This window comes from Seohaeicola zhoushanensis (assembly GCF_014656415.1).
GTDB classification, from domain to species: domain Bacteria; phylum Pseudomonadota; class Alphaproteobacteria; order Rhodobacterales; family Rhodobacteraceae; genus Seohaeicola_A; species Seohaeicola_A zhoushanensis.
Genome location: NZ_BNCJ01000028.1, coordinates 15414 through 37187 on the forward strand (window position 1 = coordinate 15414; position 21774 = coordinate 37187).

A 21774-nucleotide genomic window follows, 5' to 3' on the forward strand; every position below is an offset into this window, starting at 1 on the left:
CAGACAATGGCAAAGAGTACAAGGCACTATGTGTTTGAAGGGATGGAGCTGCTTCCGGAAGCATTGATCCCGTTTGTAGAGAAGCGGCTCGACAGTGCCCTCACGGGACACTGGCAGGTGGAAGTGATGGAGCGTGTGTCCGGCCTGAAGGCCAGCGGCGGCACCATCAGCTGGGACCAACAAGCGCTGCTCAAGACCATGATGGCGTTCTGGAAGGAAGCGTTCGGGACCGTGCTAGGACATCCTGAGCGATCCTATGTCTCGGAATTGCTCGACGTGCGGAACCGCCTGTCCCACAACGAGACGTTCACCTACGATGATGCCGAGCGAGCGCTCGACTCGATGCGCCGTCTCATGGAGTCGATCAGCGCTGGCGACGTGGCCGATCAGATCGGCAAGATGCGGGACACAATCCTGCGCACCAAATACACTGAGCTCCAGCGCAATGAAGAGCGGCGAAAATCGCAGAAGCTCTCGATTTCGGTCGAGACTGTCGCAGGTCTTCTGCCATGGCGCGAAGTCATCGAGCCGCACAATGACGTTGCAACCGGCGAGTTCAAGCAAGCAGAATTCGCGGCCGATCTTGGCAAGGTTCATTCCGGAAGCGCACCTTCCGAATACCGCGATCCGAAAGAATTCTTCAGCCGTACCTACCTGACGGACGGCCTTAGCAATCTCTTGATCGGGGCGGCAAAACGCCTGGCTGACACCGGTGGCGATCCCGTTGTCGAGTTGCAGACAAACTTCGGCGGCGGCAAGACGCACTCGATGCTGGCGCTCTACCACATGGTGGGCGGCACGCCTGCCCACGATCTTCCCGGCCTTGACCAACTCCTGAAGGATGAAGGGCTAGACGTACCTACCAAGGTCAGCCGAGCAGTCCTCGTCGGCACGACACGCGGACCGCACGACGTCATCGAAACAGATGATGGCCTCACACTCAGAACGACATGGGGCGAGCTGGCCTGGCAGTTGGGCGGAAAATCCGCTTATCAGATGATCGCCGACTGCGATGAAAAAGGTATCGCACCCGGTTCGAACCTGCTGGAAGCAGTCTTCAAGAAGTGCGCGCCCTGCCTGATCCTCATCGATGAATGGGTCGCCTATCTCCGCCAAATCTACAAGGCCGAGGGGCTACCGTCAGGCTCCTTTGATGCCAATCTTTCATTCGTCCAGTCGCTGACCGAAGCAGTGAAGTCGAGCCCCGGAACGCTGCTAGTAGCGTCGCTCCCGGCTTCGCAGATCGAAGTCGGTGGTGAAGGCGGTCAGGAAGCACTGGCGCGCCTGAAGCAGACCTTCTCACGCGTGGAGTCCTCATGGCGTCCGGCTTCGCAGGAAGAAAGCTACGAAATCGTCCGCCGCCGTTTGTTCAAGGCCATTCCGGGTGACAAACACCACCACAAGGACAATACGCTCAAGCAGTTTGCCAAACTCTATCGTGAAAACACCAACGATTTCCCGCAGGGCTGTGCCGACGAGGACTACCGGCGCAAGCTCGAAAAGGCATACCCGATCCACCCTGAACTGTTCGATCAGCTCTACACCTGTTGGGGCTCGCTGGAGAAGTTTCAGCGGACCCGCGGTGTGCTGCGTCTGATGGCGCAGGTCATCCACGAGCTGTGGATGAGCAACGATCCGTCGGTGATGATCATGCCCGGCAGCGTGGCGATCAGCTCTGCTCGTGTGGAGCCGGAGCTATTGCACTATCTCGACGTAAACTGGCAGTCGATCATCGCCAGTGATGCCGACGGCCCGACTTCGACGCCGTACCGCATCGACCAGTCAGCACCGAACCTCAATCGCTATTCTGCCACTCGCCGCGTAGCGCGTGCGATATTCATGGGGTCTGCTCCAGCGCACACACAGAAGAACAAAGGGCTCGACGACAAGCAGATCAATCTCGGTGTCGTTCAGCCGGGCGAACGTCCAGCGATTTTCGGTGATGCACTACGGCGCCTGACCAATCAGGCAAAGTACATGCATAGCGACCTCGGGCGCTATTGGTACTCGATGTCACCAAGCCTGAACCGCCTTGCAGCGGACAAGGCCGCGCAACTCGAAGAAGCGCTCGTTCTAGTGACCATCGACCAGGAACTAACCAAGTACATCAACAGCATCGGTGACCGCGGCCACTTTGACGCCATCCAGGTGGCACCTGCCAGTTCCGCGGATGTGCCGGATGAACCCGGCGGTGTGCGTGCTGTGATCCTCGGCGTGGCACACCCACACAACGGGCGCGACGGCTCTGAAGCGCAGAAGGCTGCCCGCGAAATCCTGATGCAACGGGGCACAGTGCCGCGCGTCTACCGGAATATGCTTGTATTTATTGCCGCTGAAGCGCGCCATCTCGATAGCCTCAAAGAGGCCGTAAGAAGCGCGCTCGGCTGGCAGCAGATAGTGCGTGAAACCGAGCGACTAAACCTGACTCAGAGCGACAGTGCCCTTGCCAAGGCCAAGCGCGATGAATCCCAGGACACCATGCGCACGCGGCTGCAGGAGTGCTGGTGCTACCTGCTCTATCCGCACCAGGATTCTGCTCACGCTGATTTCGAGTGGTCATCAGGTAAAATTCCGGCTCAGGACGGTCTACTGTCCCGCGCAAGCCGAAAACTGGTCAGTGACGAGGCTCTTCTTCCTGAGCTTGGGCCGACGCGGCTAGATCGTGATCTGCAGAAATACATCTGGAACGGTAAATCTCATCTGCTCCTGAAGGACCTTTGGGAGTATATGAACCGGTATCTCTATCTGCCACGGATCAAGAACCAGCAGGTTCTTGCCAAGGCCGTTCAGGCAGCAATTACCGGAACTGTAGCCGGCCCGTTTGCCTATGCTGAAAGCTGGAACGAGGGAGCCGATAGTTATGCGGGACTTCTGATCGAGGGCGCTCGCGACCCGCATGTCATCATTGACAGCCAAAGCGTCATCGTCAAACCGGCGGTAGCCGAAGCCCACAGGCCGGCACCAACCAAGGCAGAAGCTGAGCCCAAGGGTGACGACTTCTCTCTCGGTGACAACCAGAAGCCGACAGACGCACCCGGTGGCGCCAGTGCCACAAATGGCACGGGTTCACAGGTTGCAGCTGAGAAGCTGCCCACGCGGTTCCTAGGAACGGTGATGATATCGGCGGATCGACCTGCCCGAGACATCCACCAGATCGTGGAAGCTATCGTGGAGCAGCTCACGACGATCCCCGGCAGCGATGTAACGCTCAAACTAGAAATCGACGCCGAAGTATCGCAAGGCCTGGACCGATCGAAGGTTCGTACACTTCTGGAAAATGCAACAACGCTTGGGTTCATCGACAAAGTCGTTCGCTAACAATATCAATATACTGGATCAGAGAATTTGACCCGCTAGTTTTGGAATAGGAACTGGCGGGCTAAATTTGCCACAAACTCGCCACAAGGAATCTCGGAGGGATTCAGAGAATGGCGGATTTCTGCGGCTTGGCGAGGGGCGATATTTTGTGGCAAAACCAGCCGATATCGGCCGTTTCTTTCCAGAATATTTCGCTAAGTGATTGATTTGAAAATGGTGACCGCGCAGGGATTCGAACCCTGGACCTACTGATTAAAAGTGAGTATTAAACACAAGCTATTCTGCGGCTTGCAGAGGACTCGCCACAGATTTGCCACAAGGATTTTCAGACAGCGACGAAATCAGTCCCGTTCTCTTTTCCTCGGCTTCTTCAGCGCGCTCAATCAGGTGACCGTAGACATTCAATGTCGTTGTGACGTTCGCATGCCCCATTAGCTTCTGAAGCTTCTTCATGTTGACGCGCTGCTCAATGAGCATCGACGCATAGAAGTGGCGTAGGTCATAGGGTGAGTACATCGGCTTTTGAACGATCTTGCCGTTTTGCTCAACATCCTTCATCAGGCCGGCCTCTTCGCAGAGCGCGGCAAAGCCACGGTTGCGCCAGTTGTTGATGCACTGCCACTTCCCCGAGGCGGTCGGAAAGACGAGATCATACTTGCTCGCTGGTGCAAGCTTGTCGGCGTAATGCATGACCATGTCAGCAGTGTCACTGCTAATGCCGATCCATCGCCAGCCCGAGGGCGTCTTCGTCACCGAGATGCTTACACCGCTGCGCTCTACCGCACGATCCACCTTAACTTCTGTCTGACTAACGTTGAAGCGCGGCAGCGCGAGATACTCGCCTGGACGCATCCCGGTGTCGCCCGCCAAATAGACCATGGGACGGTAGCGCTCCCAAGACTTGGCTATCTGTGCGTTCTTGGAGTTCGCCAGTCGATCCGCAGCGCGAAGAAGATCAAGGAACTCTTTCATCGTCGGTGGTGTCACAGGCTGATCATAGCGGGATGCGGAGTTGATTGTTATCCCTGATGCCACGTTCGCGGTTATTATGCCGCGTAACGCCATCTCGCCTATCACGGTTTGGAAGCAAGACATCGTGCGGCGCGCAACGAACCGCGACGGACAGTTCTCCAGGAGCCAAGAGCGGAACTCGACCACGTCCGGAGGGGTCAGGTCAGCGAGGCGCTTTTCCCAGCGGTACTCACGCATGAATCGTGCGATATATCGGTAGTTCTTGAGGGTGTACGTTGTGACGGGCTCGTTGCCATCGGTACCTTCCTTCTCGCAAATATCGAGCCATCGATCGATGGCCTGTTCTACTGTGATAACTTCTGATGAACGCCGACGTCCTGCTTCCATAGTACCGCCGTTTTCGATCCAGGCACGCGCCTCCTTCAGCGTGTTAAATGATTTATACGCATAACCTGATTTTGTGGAATTACTTGGATAGCGTACTTGGTAATTCGTACCTTTCGCGCCTATCCGCTTTCTTATGTCTGACATCGCTTACCAAAATAGAACAAATCAAAACCAATTAACAAGAACAAAACGTGATCGATTCAGTATTTTGCACTGTTCTCCGCATTAATTTGCGCTTCACGATAAATGCGCACCAAGGAGCCTTTTTCAATCTTTAGCTTGCCATCGATCGGATCAACGAAGAATGGCAGCTTGCGCTGGCCGGTGGCGTCCTTCTCGGCAGCGCGCTTCATCTGGCGGTCATTGAGCTCGATGCCCATTTCCGCCAGAACCTGCCTGGCCTCGGGAAGCCCGATATATGTTGGTGGTTTCATGATGTGCTCCTTTCCGGACTGCATCACCCCGTGCAGGCCCGCCTCTACAGGTCATAGTCCTTGCAGGCCGGGCGGTAGTGATGTGTGTCCATGTAAAAAATCCGCCCCCCTTCCGGGCGGCGGACTGTCAATTCTTCGCCATACTCATTGGTGACGAATATTTTTAATCGTGGTGCCGTGACGTAGCGAACATTGTAGATGTCTCTCAGGGCGCCGAGGTCTTCCATGATCGCGTGAGCGAGCTCTTCGATGCTAATGGTCCCAAGCTGCTTGTAGGCAATAAGCAGTCCGTGAGGCTCAAACGAGCCTTTACCGGTTTTCATGAGTCGTCCAATTCAAAAATTACTTAATCAAATGCGGGAATATCTTCCCATAATTTAATTGTATCGCCATATATCGCGCTGCGTCAAATTTGCGAATCCCGCAAACCCTTACTGACAGCCAGTTTCCAGCAACACCTCCAAACAGACGACGACAGTTCCATCCTTGAATTCCCTGCCCAACCGGGATGGGCTTCCCGATCTTCACCACTCTCTCCCCTGTCCATACGGCCATCCCATCAGCGCCTTTCCGTGCTGATGATGATGCGGGGACGGCAAGAAAGGCCGTGATGGGCACGGCCTCTGAACGAAGGAGAGAGTGATGAGAAAAGTCTTCACCCAAGCCGCCCTTCAGGGAAAATCCCTGCCGGAACTGCGCGCGCTGTTTGCCAGTGTGCAGCAGGACCTGGTCCGCAGCGATGCGGGATCGCAAGAGCGCAGTGACGCACTGGCGAGCCTTGAGACCATCAGCCGGACGATCGCGACACGCATCAGCGCCGATCCCCGCCTGTAACATCCGCCTGCCGGACCTAACGGCCCGGCGGGCAATCTTCGTCATCGTTCAATGACCAGCCCGTGCTCAGGACAGAACTCCGAGCAGGCCATAGCCTGCGTGACATGACCAGACACGCCCGACATATCAGCGCCCATGCCGAGATGCCGCCGATCAAGCTCCTGCTTGACTATCCGGCAGCGGCGGAAGCGCTGTCGATGTCACGCGGCGCTCTGCGCGATCTGGTCTACAAGGGCAGAGGCCCAACAGTCACCAAGATCGGCAGCAGGACCTTCTTCGCAATCAAAGACCTTGAACGCTTTGTCGAGAAGCACCGCGAAGGACCGCTGGACTAGGCGCGCCGCCATAGAGCGCAGACTGTCCAGCGTCGGCTACTGCGTCTTTCCCTTGCCCAGCTTCGCGAGCTCATCGGCCAGATGATCCGGTCGCAGATTGGCGTAGCGCTTGAGAGATTTTGGGTCACGATGCCCTGACATCGCCATCACTGCCGTATCCGACCAGCCTGCCTCGAAGAGGCTCGACACGCGCTCATGGCGCGTATCATGAAACCGGAAGTGCTCCAGCCCAGCCTTCTTACGGGCACGGCTGAAGGCCTGCCGGAAGGCATTGGGGGTCAGCGGGAAAACCCTGCCATCAACACTACGCGGCAAGCCCTGCAACACCTCGATCGCCCGTGGCGACAGCGGCACGGTGTGATCAATGACCTGATCCGGCCTGCGGCTGTTCTTTACGCCACGGAAGGTCACGGCACGACCGGCGATATCGACATCCTTCCAGAATAGATCGAGCAGACTGCCACGCCGCCCGCCCGTCTCGAAACCAAGCTCGACCAACGGCCGTAGCCACGGATTGCGGGCCTCGCTACAGGCGTCGAGCAGCCGCACGATCTCATCAGCAGAAAGCCGGACATCCCGCTCGTCATTGACGGCCGGCCGCGCCACGTCCTCGGTGTTGACAGGATTGACCAGCAGCCCGAGCCGCCGCTTGCGGTAATCGATGACGCGTTTGAGCAGCGTCAACTCGCGCTTGACCGTGCCGGGAGCGATGGATTTGCCCGCGCGATTGACCTGCGCCAGCCGCCGGTCGCGATAATCCTCGAATTGTTCCGGTGTGAGATTGGCGACGGCATGGGCGCACAGCGTTTTCTCTTCCCGCCGGAAGCGCTCTAGCCTTGAACGCTCTGCGATGCGTGACTGCTCACCGGGCCGCTTCTCCGTCACGTCTGTCAGATAGAGTTCGACCAGTTCACCGAGCGTGGTGCGCTGTCCTGCCGTCCGATCGACGAAGTGACCAGCGGCCATCTCGCTTTCGGTGCGATGCGCCCAATCCTGCGCAAGCTTCTTGGTGGCAAAGGTTCCGGACTGCGCAGGCCAGCCCTTGCGGCGAATCTTCACCTGCCACTGGCCGTCTCCGCGCTTGGTGATGGACGCCATGTCCGAAATCCCACCGGGTGTCCCAAAATTGTCCCAAGCAGGATAGGCTCAAACAGCCTGATCGCCAAGCGTTACGGTAAATCCATGATTTTATGAGGAAGTTTTGGCGCACCCGACAGGATTCGAACCTGTGACCTCTGCCTTCGGAGGGCAGCGCTCTATCCAGCTGAGCTACGGGTGCCGGTGAGGGGGCGTATAGGGCAAGAACCGATGCGCCGCAATCGGAAAACCGCGCCCTGAAAGCACTTGGCCGTTGGGTTGGAGCCGTGCCAAATGGCGCGAGTTTCCAGAAAGATGACCGCCATGCCCCGCCCTGCTCCGCTCTGGCTGCTGATTGTCCTGCAGACCGCCGTTTCCGCCGCCTCGCTGGTGGTCGAGATCGTCGCCGGGCGGATGCTGGCGCCGCATGTGGGCATGTCGCTCTACACCTGGACCAGCGTGATCGCGGTGGTGCTGGCGGGCTTTTCCGCCGGGCACTGGTGGGGTGGGCTGCTGGCGGATCGGCCGGCGGGGCGGGCGCTGTTCACCACCGGGCTGGCAATGGTGGGCGCGGCGGCCTCGACGGCGGTGTCGGCCTGGCTGCTGGCGGTGCTCGCGGCGCCGGTGCTGGCGGGCATCGGCCACCCGGTCTGGGGAATCGCGGCACTGGCGATGCTGGTGTTCTTCCTGCCTTCCTTCTTTGCCGGGGTGCCGGCGCCGGTGCTGGCCAAGCTGGCAACGCAGGACCCCGAGCGCGCCGGCCGGGCGCTGGGCGCGATCTTTGCCGCCGGGGCGCTGGGTGCGATTGCGGGGACGCTGCTGGCGGGCTTCCTCTTCATCTCGTGGCTGGGCACGACCTGGACGCTGGCCGCGGTGACGCTCTGCTATGCCATCGCCGCGCTGCTCTGCCTCTGGCTGGCGCGGGCGCGCGCCCTGTCCGCCTATGCGCTGGCGGGGCTGGCGCTTACCGGGCTGGCGCTCACCGCCGAGGCGCCCTGCACCCGCGAGAGCCGTTATTTCTGCATCCGGACGGTGGATGTCTCGGCCGACCCGGCCGACCCGGTGCGGCTGATGGTGATCGACCACCTGGGCCACGGGATCAGCGCCAAGTCGCAGCCGACGGTGATGTTCACCGAGCATTCGGCGATGCTCGACGCGCTGGCGCGGCTGCGCGCGCCGCAGCCGTTCTCGAGCTATTTCATCGGCGGCGGCTCCTACTCCGTGCCCCGCGCCTTTGCCGTCCGCGGCACCGGCCCGATCACCGTGGCCGAGATCGACCCCGAGGTGACCGAGATTGCCGCCCGCGATTTCTGGTATGACCCGGCCAGCGCGCAGGTGCTGCACGAGGATGCCCGCCGCGCCCTGCTTGTCCGGCCAGAAGCGCGTTTCGACATCGTCATTGGCGATGCCTTCACCGATGTGGCGGTGCCCGCGCATCTGGTCACGCGCGAGTTCTTCGACCTGATCGCGGCGCGGATGGCGCCCGGCGGCAGTTTCCTGATGAACGTGATCGACTACGAGGACCGCTTGCACGCGCTGGGCGCGCTGGTCGCCACGCTGCGCGAGGTCTTCCCGGTGGTCGAGGTCTGGACCCGCGCCGTCCGCCCCGAACCCGGCGCGCGACTGGTCTTCGTGCTGGTTGCCGGCGACAGGCCGACCCCGGTGCCCACCATCACCGTCGCCGCCCCGGATACCGAGACCTTCGGCGCCATGTCCGACCGCTGGGTGAACGCGGTCGCCAGCGCATCCGGCCTGGTGCTGACCGACGATTTCGCCCCGATCGACCGGCTGATGGGTCGGCCCGACTGAAGGCCCGGCTGGTGGCCCGCCCGAACCGGAGGTAAGGAGGGACCGAAAGGGAGTATGCCGATGCCAACCGCCGAAGGACTGCTGACGGGCCGCCCCGTGGCGCTGCATATCCTCGACTACGGCTATTTCCGCGTCCACGCCGGCCCACGCGTTGTCGGGATCATGGGGGCGCTTATCACCACCGACGCCGGCGAACTGGTGCTGGTCGATACCGGCTTTCCCCGCCGCTATACCGAAGCACCCACCGAGTCCGAGCTGGCCGACCGGTTGGACAGTTTCGGCAACGTGCTGGAGTGCTCGCCGAGGAACCTGCCCGAGGCCCAGCTGGTGCTGGCCGGGACCAGCCCCGAGCGGATCGCGCTGCTGATCCAGACCCATACCCATATCGACCACGCCGGCCATCTGGACATCGCCCCGCAGGCGCCGATGCTTATTGCGAGCGCCGAGCGCGCCTTGCCGCGCCCGCTGGGCTGGCCGGGGGCGCAGCCGATGGACTGGCCGGAACGCGATTATGTCGAGATTGGTGAAGACGTGCAGATCGGCCCCGGCTTTACCGTGCTCTTCTGCCCCGGCCACGCGCCGGGCCAGCTGTCGCTGCTGATCGAGCTGCCCGAGACGGGGCCCGTGCTCTATACCTCGGACGCCATCTCGCGGCCCGCCGAGATCGGCGAGGGCTTTGCCGGGTCATGGGACGTGCCGCTGGCCTGTCATCACGGCGAACGGCTGACCCGACTTGCCTCGGAGCGCGGCGCGACGATCATCTGGGGGCATTGCCCCGACCAATGGCACGGCCTGCGCAAGGCGCCCGACGCCTATCGCTGAGAAGGAATGCACCCATGTCCGCCATCGACAACCTGCCCCCGCTGCGCGAGGTCATCGCCGAACACGGGCTTTCGGCCAAGAAGGCGCTTGGGCAGAACTTCCTGCTCGACCTGAACCTGACGGCCAAGATCGCCCGGCAGGCCGGTGACCTGGCCCATTGCGACGTGCTCGAGATCGGCCCCGGCCCCGGCGGGCTGACACGCGGCCTGCTGTCGGAAGGGGCGCGCAGGGTGCTGGCGGTCGAGAAGGACGCGCGCTGCCTGCCGGCGCTGAACCAGATCGCCGCGGCCTATCCCGGCCGGCTGGAGATCATCAACGGCGATGCGCTGGAGGTGGACCCGCTGAGCCACCTGACCCCGCCGATCCGGATCGCGGCCAACCTGCCCTACAACATCGGCACCGAACTGCTGGTGCGCTGGCTGACGCCGCAGACCTGGCCGCCGGTCTGGGAGAGCCTGACGCTGATGTTCCAGCGCGAGGTGGCCGACCGGATCGTGGCACAGCCGGGGTCCAAGGCCTATGGCCGGCTGGCGATCCTGGCGCAGTGGCGCTGCAATGCGCGCATCGTGATGTCGCTGCCGCCGAATGCCTTCACCCCGCCGCCGAAGGTGGCCAGCGCCGTGGTGCATCTGACCGCCCTGCCCGAGCCGCGCTTTCCGGCCGATCCAAAGGTCCTGTCGTATGTTGTGGCGACGGCCTTCAACCAGCGCCGCAAGATGCTGCGGGCCTCGCTGAAGTCGGTTTCGGAGAATATCGAGGATCTGCTCAGGGAGGCCGGGATCGCCCCCACCGAACGGGCCGAGCAGATCGGGCTGGAGCAGTTCTGCACCCTCGCGCGCCTGATCGCCGCCGAGCGGCGTCAGGCGAGCAAGTCGTAGGAGGATTTACTCCGCCGCTTCCGAGGTGTCGGAGGGGGCCGGAGCATCGGCGGACGCCTTGGCGGCCGCGGGCTTGCGCGTGCGCGGACGGCGCGCGGGCTTCTTGGGGGCGCTTTCCGGCGTTTCCACCAGTCCGCTGTCCTCGTCCGAGCTGCCGGTGTCGGCAACCGCCATCGAGCTCGAGTCGGGAAGGTAGTTGCTCGGCAGGCCGAGGTGGGTTTCCGGCTCGGGCTGCGGTTCGGGCGCCGGTTCCGGCTGCGCCTGCGGCTCGGGCTGGGCCTGGAACGACGGCTGCTGGTCGCGCTCCGGGCGGTCCTGGTCGCGGTCCTGGCGATCGCGGTCGCGGTCGGCCTGGCGGTCGCGGTTGTGACGTTCCTGCTCTTCCCTGCGCTGGTCGATCTCGCGCTGCGCCTGGGTCAGCAGCCGGGTATAGTGCTCGGCGTGCTGGAAGAAGTTCTCGGTCGCGACGCGGTCATTCGAGAGCTGCGCATCGCGGGCGAGCTGGTTGTACTTGTCGATGATCTGCTGCGGCGTGCCGCGCACCTTGCCTTCGGGACCGGAGCTGTCAAAGACCCGGTTGATGACATTTCCACCCGAAGGCGGACGGTTGCGGTTCGATTTCGAACGCGAGCGGGATTTGGACGATCTCATGTACTTGCTGTCAGCCTTGTGCTCGTTGCGAATGATCCGTTTTGAAGCCTCGATGGGTTCAACAATGCGCCGGATCATCGACTTTTAGGGCAGGCGCTGCACGGGAGCCGTCAAGCGTCCGACCATGCAGCACGGTTGAGAAAACACGTTCTGGGCCTGCGCACAAGAGGCGAGTCGGCTTTTTTCACGCTTTTTCGTGCGATTTGCGGGTTTACCGCATCACCCTTGCGGCGCGTTACCGCTCACGACGCGGTCGCGGCCGTCGAGATCGGGCAGGACCGAAACGTCCACTAGTCCCGCCCCGGCGAGGATCTGCGCAACCGCCGCGCCTTGCGTCGGGCCGATCTCGACCAGCATCCTTCCGCCCGGCGCGAGGTGGTCCAGGAGCCCCGGCGCAATGGCGCGATAGGCGCCAAGGCCGTCGCCGCCGTCGGTCAGCGCCAGCTCGGGTTCGTGGCGGCGGACCTCGTCGGAAAGCCCCGGCATCTCGGCCAGCGCGATATAGGGCGGGTTGGAGACGATCAGGTCGAAGGTGCCGTCGACGGCGGCGAACCAATCGGATTCGCGGAACGCGGCGCGCTCGGCCACCCCCAGCGCACCGGCGTTCAGCGCCGCCTGGCGGCAGGCCAGCGGCGAGAGGTCGACGCCCAGGCCGGTCGCCTGCGGACGTTCGGCCAGCAGGGTCACGAGGATGCAGCCCGAGCCGGTGCCAAGGTCGAGCACGCGCCCGAAGGGCGCGGCAAGGGCCGCCTCGATCAGCGTCTCGGTCTCGGGTCGAGGATCAAGAACATCGCGCGAGACCTTGAAATTCCTGCCATAAAAGGCGCGCTCGCCGATCAGATGCGAGACCGGCACCCGCACCGCGCGCAGCGAGATCAGCCGTTCGAACCGATCGGCCACCTCGGGTTCCACCTGCTCGGGCGCGATCAGGGTCACGCGCGAGGGGTCGATGCTGGCGGCATGGGCCAGCAGGATGCGGGCATCGCGCGCCGGGTCGGCCACGCCCGCCGCCCGCAACCGCGCTGCGGCCGCGGCGAGGGCCTGGGCGGCGATCACCCTTCCATCTCCGCCATGCGCCGCGCCTGGTCGTCGGCGGTCAGCGCGTCGATGATCTCGTCCAGGTCGCCCTGCATCACCATGTCGAGCTTGTAGAGCGTCAGGCCGATCCGATGATCGGTCAGCCGGCCCTGCGGGAAGTTGTAGGTGCGGATGCGCTCGGAACGGTCGCCGGTGCCGACCTGCGCCGCCCGATTGGCCGAGCGTTCGTTGTCGACCCGGCTGCGTTCGAGGTCATAGAGCCGCGCGCGCAGCACCTGCATGGCGATCTCGCGGTTGCGGTGCTGCGACTTTTCCGAGCTGGTGACCACGATCCCGGTGGCCAGGTGGGTGATCCGCACCGCCGAATCGGTGGTGTTGACGTGCTGACCGCCCGCGCCGGACGAGCGCATCGTGTCGATCCGGATGTCCGACGGCGCGATGACGATATCGACATCCTCGGCCTCGGGCAGGACCGCCACGGTCGCCGCTGAGGTATGGATGCGCCCGCCGCTCTCGGTGGTCGGCACCCGCTGGACGCGGTGCACGCCGCTTTCGTATTTGAGCCGCGCGAAGACGTTCTCGCCGCCGATCCGCGCGACCAGTTCCTTGACCCCGCCCAGTTCGGTCTGCTGGAACTCGATAATCTCGAAGGACCAGCCCCGCGCTTCGGCATAGCGTTGATACATCCGCAGCAGGTCGCCCGCGAAGAGCGCCGCCTCGTCGCCGCCGGTGCCGGGGCGGATCTCGAGAATCGCCGGCCGCGCGTCGGCCTCGTCCTTGGGCAGCAGCGCCAGTTGCAGGGCGTGTTCGGCCTCGGGCAGCTGCGCCTTGAGGGTCGGCAGCTCCTCTTCCGCCAGAGCCTTCATGTCGGGATCCGAGAGCATCGCCTTCGCCTCGGCGATATCGTCGGTCAGCCGCCGCCAGGCGTCGATCTGATCGACCACCGGCTTGAGGTCGGAATATTCCTTGGCCAGCTTGGCGATATCGCCGCCGCCAGCCGACATTGCCGCCTCCAGATACTGGAAACGCTGGACGATCTGGATAAGGCGGGCCTCGGGTACCATCGGCGCGGTGTCATATATCGAAAGGCTTTGGTCAAGGGGCTGGGCGTGGTATCCTTGCGGGATGATACGCCTCGCCGCCCTGCTGATGCTGCTCGCCGCGCCTGCCGCGGCCGATGTCGTTGGCCCGAAGGGCAAGGTGCAGGACTGCTATTGCACAGACCGTACCGGCGCGCGGGTGGAACTGGGCGAGACGATCTGCCTTCAGGTCGACGGCCGCATGTTCATGGCGCAGTGCCAGATGTCGCTCAACGTGCCGATGTGGCGCGAGGTGCAGAAGGGCTGTCTGTCATCCAGCCTTGAGCACGGCGAGCCATTGCTCAACACGGCGACCGTTTACCCCAAGATCTGAACGGCCGAAGCGCAGCCGCGAGAAGATCCGGAGCCGGTCGCCGTCCTGCTGCGCGGTGACATAATCCGGGAAGCCCCAGAACGGCGTGCGCACCACGTAGGTGGCGTGCCCCTCGGCAACGCTGCCGGCCAGGGGCGGTTTGCCAATCAGCGCGTCGAGCCGGGCCAGCCCGTCGGGGCCGGTCTGCACCACGCGCTGCACGCCGTATTTGGAATCCTGGTCCGCATCGAAGGTCAGCGGCACGTGCCAGCGCGCTGGGTCGCTGGGCGCGAGGCGGATATAGGCCGCCGCCGCGACGACCAGCAGACCAAGGATGCCGACCAGCTTCAACACGGCTCAGCGCACCTCGACGCCCGGCAGGATGCAGAGCAACTCGTAGAGGATATTCGCGGCGGTCAGCGCGGTATTGCCCGAGGGATCGTAGGGCGGAGAGACCTCGACCAGGTCGCAGCCGACGATATTCGCGCCCCGCAGCGCCCGGATCAGCTGCAGCGCCTGCGGGGTTGTCAGACCGCCGATCTCGGGCGTGCCGGTACCGGGCGCATAGGCCGGATCCAGGCTGTCGATGTCATAGGTGACATAGACCGGCCGGTCGCCGATCTCGCGGCGGATCTCGCGGCCCAGCGTGTCGAGCGATTTGCCCCAGAGTTCGTGCGCCGGGAACATCTGGAAGCCCCAGCCCTGCGCCTCGGTGAAATCGGTCGCGGCATAGCCGGTGCCGCGCAGGCCGATCTGGTAGACCTTTGTCGGCTCGATCAGCTCCTCCTCCCAGGCGCGGCGGAAGACGGTGCCGTGGGTCTCGCGTTCGCCGAACATCTCGTCGTTGACGTCGGCATGGGCGTCGACATGCACCAGCGCGACGGGGCCGTATTTATGCGCCATCGCCCGCAGGATCGGCAGGGTGATCGAATGATCGCCCCCCATCGCCATCGGCAGCGCGCCCGAGGCGAGGATCGCGTCGTAGCTCTCGGCGATGATGCGGATACTCTCGGTGAGCGAGAATGTGTTGATCGCCAGGTCGCCGATATCGGCCACCTGAAGGCTGTCGAAGGGCGCGGCCCCGGTGGCCATGTTGTAGGGCCGGATCATCGCGCTTTCGGCGCGGATCTGCTTGGGGCCGAAGCGGGTGCCCGAGCGCCAGGAGGTGCCGATATCCATCGGCACGCCCAGCACGGCGACGTCGAGGTCATCCAGCGTCTCGGCGGTGGGCAGCCGCATGAAGGTGTTCGGCCCCGAGAAGCGCGCCAGGTCGTTGCCGCTGATCGGCTGGTTGAACGAGGTCATCCCCGCTTCCTCGCGCCCAGCAGGCTCAGGATCTCGACCGCCACATGCGCCCCGGCGATGGCGGTGGCCCCGGTGGTGTCGAAGGGGGGCGAGACCTCGACCACGTCGCCGCCGACGATGTTTATGCCCGAAAGTCCCCGCAGGATCGCCGCCGCCTGCCAGCTCGCCAGCCCGCCCCAGACCGGGGTACCGGTGCCGGGCGCAAAAGCCGGGTCGAGCGCGTCGATGTCGAAGGTGACCCAGGCCGGGCTCTTGCCCACCACCTCGCGCGCCCGCGTCACCACCTCGTCGACGCCGATGCGATGCACCTCGGGCGCGTCGATGACCGCGACGCCCAGCGTGTCGGTATTGGTGGTGCGAATGCCGATCTGCACCGAGCGGCTGGCATCCACGATCCCTGACTTCACCGCCTTGTAGAACATGGTGCCATGGTCGACGCGGGCCATGTCGTCATCGGGCCAGGTGTCGGTATGGGCATCGAACTGAATCAGCGAGATCGGGCCGTATTTCTCGGCCACCGCCTTGAGCACCGGGAAGGTGATGTAGTGATCGCCCCCCAGCACCACCGGCGCCGCACCGGCGGAGAGAATGCCCCGGATGTGGTCGGTCACGCGGCCCGGAAAGGAGGGCACGTCGGCATAGTCGAAGGCCATGTCGCCGTAGTCGACGATGCTGCGCTCTTCCAGCACGTCGAAGGGCCAGCCGTAGGGCGCGTCGAAGGCCTGCAGCGCGCTTGCCTCGCGGATCGCGCGGGGGCCGAGACGGGTGCCGGGCCGGTTCGTCACCGCCTGGTCGAAGGGGATGCCGGTCACCGCGATATCGACGCCCGCCAGGTCCTTGGTATAGCGCCGTCGCAGGAAGGAGGTCGCGCCGCCAAAGGCATTCTCGAACGAGGCGCCACGCAAGTTTTCGCGTGTAAATGCCTGATCTACCTGTGTCTTCGCGTCTTCCAGCGCCATGCCCTACCTCGCTGCCAGCGGTTGCGCCCGTTCGACGATGCGGGCAAAGAACGATGCCCCGACCGGGGCGATCTCGTCGTTGAAGTTGTATTTCGGGTGGTGCAGCCCGGCGCTGTCGCCCTGCCCGATGAACAGGTAGGATCCGGGGCGCACGTTCAGCATATAGGCGAAATCCTCGGCCCCCATCTCGCGGCCCGAATCCGCCAGCACCCGGCCTTCGCCCGAGACCTCGCGCGCCACCTCGGCGGCGAATTCGGTCTTGGCAGGGTCGTTGATCGTTGCCGGATAGCCGACCTGGTAGTCGAGCTCGGCCTCGACGTCAAAGCTCGCCGCCTGCCCGGCGACGATTGCGGCCATGCGCTCGCGCACCATCGACTGCACCTCGGCGTCGAAGGTGCGCACGGTGCCATTGATATAGGCGGTGTCGGGGATCACGTTGTCGGCGGTGCCGGCATGGATCTGCGTCACCGAGAGCACCAGGTCGTTCAGCGCGTAGTGGTTGCGGCTGACGATGGTTTGCAGCGCCTGGGCGATGCCCACGGCGGCCATGACCGGGTCGCGGGTCTCATGAGGCATGGCGCCGTGGCCGCCCTTGCCGGTGATATGGATATGGAAGGTGTCGACCGCCGCCATGATCGGCCCCGGCGTGGTATAGAAGGCCCCGGCCTCGAAGCCCGGCGCGTTGTGCAGGGCATAGACCTCGGAAATGCCGAAGCGTTCCATCACGCCCTCTTCCACCATCAGCTCGGCCCCGCCACCGGTCTCTTCGGCGGGCTGGAAGATCAGCGCGACACGGCCCGAGAACTTGCGCGTCTCGGCCAGGTATTTCGCGGCGCCCAGCAGCATTGTGGTATGGCCGTCATGACCGCAGGCGTGCATCTTGCCGGGCCGCTGCGAGGCATAGGGCACGCCGGTCGCCTCGGGGATCGGCAGCGCGTCCATGTCGGCGCGCAACCCGATGGTGGGCCCCGGCCCCTGCCCGTTCACGATGGCGACGATGCCGGTCCTGGCTATGCCCTCGTGAATCTCGTCCACGCCGAATTCGCGCAGCCGTTCGGCCACGAAGGCCGCCGTCTCGTGGCACTCCTGCCCCAGCTCGGGGATGGTGTGCAGGTGCTGTCGCCAGCGGGCCATCTCGGCGGAAAACTCGGCTATGCGGTTGACAACGGGCATCGGTTACACCTCCTTGGCGCCGGGCGCAGGCCCTTATCTGACACCGGAAGCCAAGGCGCCGCAATGCCCGATCACGACCTGATCCACGACCCAAAGGGCGGAATCGCCCGCCTTCTCGAAATCATGCGCCGCCTGCGCGACCCCGAGACCGGCTGTCCCTGGGACATCGAGCAGGATTTCGCAACCATCGCGCCCTATACCATCGAGGAGGCCTACGAGGTGGCTGATGCGATCGAACGCGAGGCCTGGGACGAGCTGAAGGGCGAGTTGGGCGATCTGCTGTTCCAGTCGGTCTTCCACGCCCAGATGGCCGCCGAAAAGGGCCTCTTCGACTTTGACGACGTGGCCAACCAGATGTCGGACAAGATGGTCGCGCGGCATCCGCATGTCTTCGGCGACGAGAGCCGCGACAAGTCGGCCGAGCAGCAGACCGTCGACTGGGAAAAGATCAAGGCGGCCGAGCGCGCCGGCAAGGCGCAGGCGGGCACGCTGGATGGCGTGGCGGTGGGCCTGCCGGCACTCCTGCGCGCGGTGAAGCTGCAGAAACGCGCGGCGCGGGTCGGCTTTGACTGGCCGGATGCGACCCATGTGCTCGACAAGATCAGCGAAGAGACCGCCGAGCTGGTGGCCGAGATGGGCGGCGACCCGGACAAGCTGGAAGAGGAATTCGGCGACCTGCTCTTCGTGATGGCGAACCTCGGGCGGCATCTGTCGATCGACCCCGAGGCCGCGCTGCGCCGGGCCAATGCCAAGTTCATCCGCCGCTTCCGCGGGGTCGAGCGCCGCCTGGCCGACATGGGCAAGCGCCCCGAGGACAGCGACCTGGCCGAGATGGACGCGCTCTGGGATGCCGAGAAGCTGGCCGAGCGGCAGGGCTAGAGGAAGGTGACGCCGTCCATGGCGGCGATTGTCTCAATGTCAGCGGCATAGCGCGCGCGCAGGCGGTCGGCGTCTTCTGCCGCGAAGGCCGCGAAACCCCGGTCGGCCCGGTCATCCTGATGTTCGGCGATGACCTCCTGCCACTCCTTGCGCGCCAGTTCCTCGCCAGCGCGATAGCGCGCCTGCAGCACCTCGAGCGCCCGGTCGGTGGCCGATAGGTTGACCAGCCGCGCCGGTTCCGCCAGCGGCTCGGCCGCCAGCTGGGGTACCAGCCGCGCCAGCAGTGCGGCGCTGGAGCCACGGCGGGCATAGTCGATGACGGTCAGCGTCTCGGGGCGCAGGATGTCGCGGAACTCGGCCACCAGCGCGGGCCAGCCGCGATCCATCGCCAGGAACTGCGGCGCAAGCTCGGCAAAGGGCGGCACCGGGTTGTCCTCGGCCCGCTTGCGGTAGGCCGAGACGTAGAGCGCATCATAGGGCCGCAAGACGTAGAGCAGGTGTTGCGCCCGCCCCTCCAGCGCCTGGGCCAGCACGGCGAGCCGCCTGGCGGAGGCCGGGAAGAACCGTCCCTCGTAGAAGTGATGCATCGGGCCGGGGATGTTCTCTTCGGAGATCACCAGGCCGCGGTCGGGATCGGGGGCCAGCTTTGACAGATGCGCCCGCAGGTCCGCCGCAAAGGCCGGAATACGCTTGGCCCCATGGCGCGGCCTTGGCATCGGCATCCTGAGCCGCCCGCCCGGCACCCCGTCACGGCCCGGATAGACCACATCCAGCCCGTGCCGGTCGAGCAGGCCTCGATTCTCGGCCAGGCAGAGCTGGAAGGAACTGGTGCCGGTGCGATGCGCCCCGGCGTGGATGAACACGGGCTTGGACATGACCGGCAAATTGACGCGCATCCCGGCGCTGGACAAGTCCCCCCCGATTGGCGAGTGTCCGGCCGGATTGGAGAGACCATGCGCAAGATCATCATCGACACCGACCCCGGCCAGGACGACGCCGTCGCCATCCTCCTGGCGCTCGCCTCGCCCGAGGAGATCGAGGTTCTGGGCATCACCGCCGTTGCCGGCAACGTGCCGCTGCCGCTGACCCAGAAGAACGCCCGCATCGTCTGCGAACTGGCCGGGCGGCGCGACGTCAAGGTCTTTGCCGGTTGCGACGCGCCGCTGGAGCGCAAGCTGGTGACCGCCGAGCACGTGCATGGCAAGACCGGCCTCGATGGGCCCTCGCTGCCCGATCCGACCATGCCGCTGGCCGAGGGCCACGCGGTCGACTTCATCATCGACACGCTGCGCACCGAACCCGCCGGCACCGTCACCCTCTGCCCGCTGGGCCCGCTCACCAATATCGCCGCCGCCTTGCAGAAGGCGCCCGAGATCGCCGGGCGGATCCAGGAGATCGTGCTGATGGGCGGGGCATATTTCGAGGTGGGCAACATCACCCCGACGGCCGAGTTCAACATCTACGTCGACCCGGAAGCCGCAGATATCGTGATGAAATCCGGCGTTAATATCACCATCATGCCGCTGGACGTCACGCACAAGGCGCTGGTGACCAAGGCGCGCAACGATGCCTTCCGCGCGCTGGGCACGCCGGTGGGCGTGGCGGTGGCGCAGATGACCGACTTCTTCGAGCGCTTCGACAAGGAGAAATACGGCTCGGAAGGCGCGCCGCTGCACGACCCCTGCGTGACCGCCTACCTGATCCGGCCCGAGCTATTCAAAGGCCGCTTCGTCAACGTCGAGATCGAGACGCAATCCGAACTGACGCTCGGCATGACCGTCGCCGACTGGTGGGGCGTGTCGGGGCGCAAACCGAACGCCACCTTCATGGGCGATATCGACGCCGAGGGCTTCTTCGCCCTGCTCACCGAACGGCTGGCCCGGCTGTGAAGGCGGCGCTGCACCTTGCCGGTCCCGAAGACCTCGACCGCCTTGTCGCGCTGGCACGCAGCTGCCACGTCGAGAGCGGCCGCGAGATGGACGATCCCGCGCGCGAGGCGGCCTTGCAGCCCTTGCTTGACGGGATTCCCCATGGCGCGGCCTATCTGATCGGCCCGACCCGTGCGCCCATCGGCTATATCGTCGTGACCTTCGGCTGGTCGGTCGAACATGGCGGGCTCGACGGGTTCATCGACGAGATCTACCTGCGCCCCGCCGTGCGCGGGCGCGGCATCGCCAGCGAGGTGATCCTGGCGCTGGGTAAGGTTCTGGCCGAGGCCGGGATGAAGGCGCTGCACCTCGAGGTCGATGCCGCCAACGACAAGGCGGTGCGCCTGTTCGGACGCACCGGCTTCGAATCGCGGGGCAACCTGATCCTGCTGACCCGGACGTCCTGACCCCTTCGCGGGAAACCGCGCAGGGCGTGGCGGAACCTCGCCGCCGCGAAACCGGGCGGGAACCGTTTCCCGCATCAATGGGTTATCCTCTCGCATATCGGACCCGTGGCCGCATGACGGCTTGGGTCGGACACAAACGAAAGGACAACGAGATGAAATTCCTGACCTCTTCCGTGATCGGTCTCACCATGCTCGGCCTCGCGGCCTGCGACACCACCACCACGACCCAGAACACCGCGGCCGGCGCTGTCGCCGGCGGTGCCGCCGGCCTGCTGCTGGCCGACGCCTTCGATGCAAATGACAACTGGAAGGTGGTTTCGGCGCTGGCCGGCGCGGCTGCCGGCACCATGGTCGCCCGCAACCAGAACAGCGCCACCTGCGCCTATTCGAACGGCAACGGCACCTACTACACGGCACCCTGCCCCTAATTCCGGCCTATCGGCCAAGAAAAAACCCGGCGGATCGCTCCGCCGGGTTTTGTGTTCCTGTCGCCTTAGCGCAGGATCGAGCGGCCGGCGTATTCCGCCGTTTCGCCCAGCATTTCCTCGATGCGGATGAGCTGGTTGTATTTCGCGAGCCGGTCCGAGCGCGCCAGCGAGCCGGTCTTGATCTGGCCGCAGTTGGTGGCGACGGCGAGGTCGGCGATGGTGGCGTCCTCGGTTTCGCCCGAGCGGTGGCTCATCACGTTGGTGTAGCGTGCGCGGTGGGCCATATCGACGGCCTTGAGCGTCTCGCTCAGCGTGCCGATCTGGTTGACCTTCACCAGCATCGAGTTCGCGCAGCCCTTGGAGATGCCTTCGGCCAGACGCTTGGGGTTGGTCACGAAGAGGTCGTCGCCGACCAGCTGCACCTTGTTGCCGAGCGCCTCGGTGAGCGCCTTCCAGCCGGCCCAGTCATCCTCGCTCATGCCATCCTCGATCGAGATGATCGGATAGTCGTTCACCAGCGCGGCGAGATAGGCGACATTCTCGTCCGAGGTCAGGGTTTTCCCTTCACCCGAAAGTACATACTTGCCGTCCTTGAAGTATTCCGTGGCGGCGCAGTCGAGCGCGAGGTAGATGTCCTCGCCCGGCTTGTAACCGGCCTTCTCGATCGCCTTCAGAATGAAGTCGAGCGCATCGCGGGTCGAGCTCAGGTTCGGCGCGAAGCCGCCCTCGTCGCCCACGCCGGTGGCGA

At 64.3% G+C, this 21774-nt stretch carries 24 protein-coding genes and 1 tRNA gene; 11 read left to right on the forward strand and 14 right to left on the reverse strand.

Annotation, left to right across the window (positions count from 1 at the left end):
• Positions 1 to 6 precede the first annotated feature (6 nt).
• Positions 7 to 3318 carry a DUF499 family protein gene (locus tag IE266_RS23965; RefSeq protein ID WP_189682671.1) on the forward strand — a complete coding sequence of 1104 codons (3312 nt, stop codon included), beginning with the start codon at positions 7 to 9 and terminating at the stop codon, positions 3316 to 3318.
• A 276-nt stretch (positions 3319 to 3594) separates the two neighbouring features.
• On the opposite strand, the gene IE266_RS23970 is transcribed toward IE266_RS23965, so the two are convergent.
• From IE266_RS23970 to IE266_RS23980, 3 genes are read right to left on the reverse strand one after another with little or no spacing between them, the layout of a single operon-like run.
• Complete coding sequence (locus tag IE266_RS23970) at positions 3595 to 4821, reverse strand: tyrosine-type recombinase/integrase (protein ID WP_189682672.1); 1227 nt, start codon at positions 4819 to 4821, stop codon at positions 3595 to 3597.
• Between the two features lie 56 nt (positions 4822 to 4877).
• The gene (locus IE266_RS23975; RefSeq protein WP_189682673.1) at positions 4878 to 5111 is read right to left on the reverse strand and encodes a hypothetical protein; all 234 of its coding nucleotides are present in this window, start codon (positions 5109 to 5111) and stop codon (positions 4878 to 4880) included.
• A 44-nt stretch (positions 5112 to 5155) separates the two neighbouring features.
• Positions 5156 to 5434, reverse strand: a complete 279-nt coding sequence (locus tag IE266_RS23980; RefSeq protein ID WP_189682674.1) for a hypothetical protein — start codon at positions 5432 to 5434, stop codon at positions 5156 to 5158.
• Positions 5435 to 5753: 319 nt separating this feature from the next.
• Here IE266_RS23980 and IE266_RS23985 point away from each other — a divergent pair, with 319 nt between their 5' ends.
• Together IE266_RS23985 and IE266_RS23990 are read left to right on the forward strand one after the other, a co-directional pair.
• Positions 5754 to 5945 (forward strand): hypothetical protein, encoded by a 192-nt coding sequence (locus IE266_RS23985; protein WP_189682675.1) that lies wholly within the window; start codon positions 5754 to 5756, stop codon positions 5943 to 5945.
• A 104-nt stretch (positions 5946 to 6049) separates the two neighbouring features.
• The gene (locus tag IE266_RS23990; protein ID WP_189682676.1) at positions 6050 to 6280 is read left to right on the forward strand and encodes a helix-turn-helix domain-containing protein; all 231 of its coding nucleotides are present in this window, start codon (positions 6050 to 6052) and stop codon (positions 6278 to 6280) included.
• A gap of 36 nt (positions 6281 to 6316) precedes the next feature.
• On the opposite strand, the gene IE266_RS23995 is transcribed toward IE266_RS23990, so the two are convergent.
• A complete protein-coding gene (locus IE266_RS23995) occupies positions 6317 to 7378 on the reverse strand; it encodes a tyrosine-type recombinase/integrase (protein ID WP_189682677.1) in 1062 nt (353 codons plus the stop codon).
• A 104-nt stretch (positions 7379 to 7482) separates the two neighbouring features.
• A tRNA-Arg gene (locus tag IE266_RS24000) sits at positions 7483 to 7559 on the reverse strand.
• Positions 7560 to 7681: 122 nt separating this feature from the next.
• Here IE266_RS24000 and IE266_RS24005 point away from each other — a divergent pair.
• Genes IE266_RS24005 through rsmA form a run of 3 tightly spaced genes read left to right on the forward strand, consistent with a single transcriptional unit; the run spans position 7682 to position 10866 of the window.
• Positions 7682 to 9166 (forward strand): fused MFS/spermidine synthase, encoded by a 1485-nt coding sequence (locus IE266_RS24005; RefSeq protein WP_229864445.1) that lies wholly within the window; start codon positions 7682 to 7684, stop codon positions 9164 to 9166.
• Positions 9167 to 9226: 60 nt separating this feature from the next.
• On the forward strand, positions 9227 to 9988 hold the full coding sequence (locus tag IE266_RS24010; RefSeq protein WP_189682678.1) for an MBL fold metallo-hydrolase: 762 nt from the start codon (positions 9227 to 9229) through the stop codon (positions 9986 to 9988).
• 14 nt (positions 9989 to 10002) lie between these two features.
• On the forward strand, positions 10003 to 10866 hold the full coding sequence (gene rsmA / locus IE266_RS24015) for a 16S rRNA (adenine(1518)-N(6)/adenine(1519)-N(6))-dimethyltransferase RsmA (RefSeq protein WP_189682679.1): 864 nt from the start codon (positions 10003 to 10005) through the stop codon (positions 10864 to 10866).
• Between the two features lie 6 nt (positions 10867 to 10872).
• Here rsmA and IE266_RS24020 read toward each other — a convergent pair whose 3' ends face one another.
• The 3 genes from IE266_RS24020 to prfA form a co-directional block, all read right to left on the reverse strand.
• Positions 10873 to 11517 carry a DUF4167 domain-containing protein gene (locus IE266_RS24020; RefSeq protein ID WP_189682680.1) on the reverse strand — a complete coding sequence of 215 codons (645 nt, stop codon included), beginning with the start codon at positions 11515 to 11517 and terminating at the stop codon, positions 10873 to 10875.
• Between the two features lie 219 nt (positions 11518 to 11736).
• Positions 11737 to 12573, reverse strand: a complete 837-nt coding sequence (gene prmC / locus IE266_RS24025) for a peptide chain release factor N(5)-glutamine methyltransferase (RefSeq protein ID WP_189682681.1) — start codon at positions 12571 to 12573, stop codon at positions 11737 to 11739.
• Positions 12570 to 13619, reverse strand: coding sequence for a peptide chain release factor 1 (gene prfA / locus IE266_RS24030; protein ID WP_189682682.1), 1050 nt, complete (start codon positions 13617 to 13619; stop codon positions 12570 to 12572). The genes prmC and prfA overlap by 4 nt, the downstream gene beginning before the upstream one ends.
• Before the next feature lie 61 nt (positions 13620 to 13680).
• Between prfA and IE266_RS24035 the strand changes: the two genes are divergently transcribed.
• Positions 13681 to 13968 carry a hypothetical protein gene (locus IE266_RS24035; protein WP_189682683.1) on the forward strand — a complete coding sequence of 96 codons (288 nt, stop codon included), beginning with the start codon at positions 13681 to 13683 and terminating at the stop codon, positions 13966 to 13968.
• Here the strand turns inward: IE266_RS24035 and IE266_RS24040 are convergent.
• From IE266_RS24040 to IE266_RS24055, 4 genes are read right to left on the reverse strand one after another with little or no spacing between them, the layout of a single operon-like run.
• Positions 13906 to 14301 (reverse strand): DUF1499 domain-containing protein, encoded by a 396-nt coding sequence (locus tag IE266_RS24040; protein ID WP_308434618.1) that lies wholly within the window; start codon positions 14299 to 14301, stop codon positions 13906 to 13908. The genes IE266_RS24035 and IE266_RS24040 overlap by 63 nt on opposite strands.
• A gap of 3 nt (positions 14302 to 14304) precedes the next feature.
• Complete coding sequence (gene speB, locus IE266_RS24045) at positions 14305 to 15252, reverse strand: agmatinase (protein WP_189682684.1); 948 nt, start codon at positions 15250 to 15252, stop codon at positions 14305 to 14307.
• Positions 15249 to 16211 (reverse strand): agmatinase, encoded by a 963-nt coding sequence (gene speB / locus IE266_RS24050; RefSeq protein WP_189682685.1) that lies wholly within the window; start codon positions 16209 to 16211, stop codon positions 15249 to 15251. The genes speB (IE266_RS24045) and speB (IE266_RS24050) overlap by 4 nt, the downstream gene beginning before the upstream one ends.
• Before the next feature lie 3 nt (positions 16212 to 16214).
• The gene (locus IE266_RS24055) at positions 16215 to 17384 is read right to left on the reverse strand and encodes a M20 aminoacylase family protein (RefSeq protein WP_189682686.1); all 1170 of its coding nucleotides are present in this window, start codon (positions 17382 to 17384) and stop codon (positions 16215 to 16217) included.
• A 63-nt stretch (positions 17385 to 17447) separates the two neighbouring features.
• Here IE266_RS24055 and mazG point away from each other — a divergent pair, with 63 nt between their 5' ends.
• Positions 17448 to 18263, forward strand: a complete 816-nt coding sequence (mazG, locus tag IE266_RS24060) for a nucleoside triphosphate pyrophosphohydrolase (protein WP_189682687.1) — start codon at positions 17448 to 17450, stop codon at positions 18261 to 18263.
• On the opposite strand, the gene IE266_RS24065 is transcribed toward mazG, so the two are convergent.
• The gene (locus IE266_RS24065) at positions 18260 to 19138 is read right to left on the reverse strand and encodes a hypothetical protein (RefSeq protein WP_189682688.1); all 879 of its coding nucleotides are present in this window, start codon (positions 19136 to 19138) and stop codon (positions 18260 to 18262) included. The genes mazG and IE266_RS24065 overlap by 4 nt on opposite strands.
• 78 nt (positions 19139 to 19216) lie before the next feature.
• Here IE266_RS24065 and IE266_RS24070 point away from each other — a divergent pair, with 78 nt between their 5' ends.
• The 3 genes from IE266_RS24070 to IE266_RS24080 all read left to right on the forward strand — a co-directional run bounded on the left by IE266_RS24070 (position 19217) and on the right by IE266_RS24080 (position 21026).
• The gene (locus IE266_RS24070) at positions 19217 to 20152 is read left to right on the forward strand and encodes a nucleoside hydrolase (RefSeq protein ID WP_189682689.1); all 936 of its coding nucleotides are present in this window, start codon (positions 19217 to 19219) and stop codon (positions 20150 to 20152) included.
• Positions 20149 to 20598, forward strand: a complete 450-nt coding sequence (locus tag IE266_RS24075) for a GNAT family N-acetyltransferase (protein ID WP_189682690.1) — start codon at positions 20149 to 20151, stop codon at positions 20596 to 20598. The genes IE266_RS24070 and IE266_RS24075 overlap by 4 nt, the downstream gene beginning before the upstream one ends.
• Before the next feature lie 152 nt (positions 20599 to 20750).
• Complete coding sequence (locus IE266_RS24080) at positions 20751 to 21026, forward strand: glycine zipper 2TM domain-containing protein (protein ID WP_189682691.1); 276 nt, start codon at positions 20751 to 20753, stop codon at positions 21024 to 21026.
• A 65-nt stretch (positions 21027 to 21091) separates the two neighbouring features.
• Here IE266_RS24080 and eno read toward each other — a convergent pair.
• The coding region (gene eno / locus IE266_RS24085; RefSeq protein WP_308434619.1) for a phosphopyruvate hydratase at positions 21092 to 21774 on the reverse strand (683 nt) is incomplete at its 5' end.

Excerpts from the sequence above, each read along its gene's own strand:
- IE266_RS23965 (WP_189682671.1), top strand. The coding sequence starts at position 7 with ATGGCAAAGAGTACAAGGCACTATGTGTTTGAAGGGATGGAGCTGCTT.
- IE266_RS23970 (WP_189682672.1), bottom strand. The coding sequence starts at position 4,821 with ATGTCAGACATAAGAAAGCGGATAGGCGCGAAAGGTACGAATTACCAA.
- IE266_RS23975 (WP_189682673.1), bottom strand. The coding sequence starts at position 5,111 with ATGAAACCACCAACATATATCGGGCTTCCCGAGGCCAGGCAGGTTCTG.
- IE266_RS23980 (WP_189682674.1), bottom strand. The coding sequence starts at position 5,434 with ATGAAAACCGGTAAAGGCTCGTTTGAGCCTCACGGACTGCTTATTGCC.
- IE266_RS23985 (WP_189682675.1), top strand. The coding sequence starts at position 5,754 with ATGAGAAAAGTCTTCACCCAAGCCGCCCTTCAGGGAAAATCCCTGCCG.
- IE266_RS23990 (WP_189682676.1), top strand. The coding sequence starts at position 6,050 with ATGACCAGACACGCCCGACATATCAGCGCCCATGCCGAGATGCCGCCG.
- IE266_RS23995 (WP_189682677.1), bottom strand. The coding sequence starts at position 7,378 with ATGGCGTCCATCACCAAGCGCGGAGACGGCCAGTGGCAGGTGAAGATT.
- IE266_RS24005 (WP_229864445.1), top strand. The coding sequence starts at position 7,682 with ATGCCCCGCCCTGCTCCGCTCTGGCTGCTGATTGTCCTGCAGACCGCC.
- IE266_RS24010 (WP_189682678.1), top strand. The coding sequence starts at position 9,227 with ATGCCAACCGCCGAAGGACTGCTGACGGGCCGCCCCGTGGCGCTGCAT.
- rsmA (WP_189682679.1), top strand. The coding sequence starts at position 10,003 with ATGTCCGCCATCGACAACCTGCCCCCGCTGCGCGAGGTCATCGCCGAA.
- IE266_RS24020 (WP_189682680.1), bottom strand. The coding sequence starts at position 11,517 with ATGAGATCGTCCAAATCCCGCTCGCGTTCGAAATCGAACCGCAACCGT.
- prfA (WP_189682682.1), bottom strand. The coding sequence starts at position 13,619 with ATGGTACCCGAGGCCCGCCTTATCCAGATCGTCCAGCGTTTCCAGTAT.
- IE266_RS24035 (WP_189682683.1), top strand. The coding sequence starts at position 13,681 with ATGATACGCCTCGCCGCCCTGCTGATGCTGCTCGCCGCGCCTGCCGCG.
- speB (WP_189682684.1), bottom strand. The coding sequence starts at position 15,252 with ATGACCTCGTTCAACCAGCCGATCAGCGGCAACGACCTGGCGCGCTTC.
- speB (WP_189682685.1), bottom strand. The coding sequence starts at position 16,211 with ATGGCGCTGGAAGACGCGAAGACACAGGTAGATCAGGCATTTACACGC.
- IE266_RS24055 (WP_189682686.1), bottom strand. The coding sequence starts at position 17,384 with ATGCCCGTTGTCAACCGCATAGCCGAGTTTTCCGCCGAGATGGCCCGC.
- mazG (WP_189682687.1), top strand. The coding sequence starts at position 17,448 with ATGCCCGATCACGACCTGATCCACGACCCAAAGGGCGGAATCGCCCGC.
- IE266_RS24065 (WP_189682688.1), bottom strand. The coding sequence starts at position 19,138 with ATGTCCAAGCCCGTGTTCATCCACGCCGGGGCGCATCGCACCGGCACC.
- IE266_RS24070 (WP_189682689.1), top strand. The coding sequence starts at position 19,217 with ATGCGCAAGATCATCATCGACACCGACCCCGGCCAGGACGACGCCGTC.
- IE266_RS24080 (WP_189682691.1), top strand. The coding sequence starts at position 20,751 with ATGAAATTCCTGACCTCTTCCGTGATCGGTCTCACCATGCTCGGCCTC.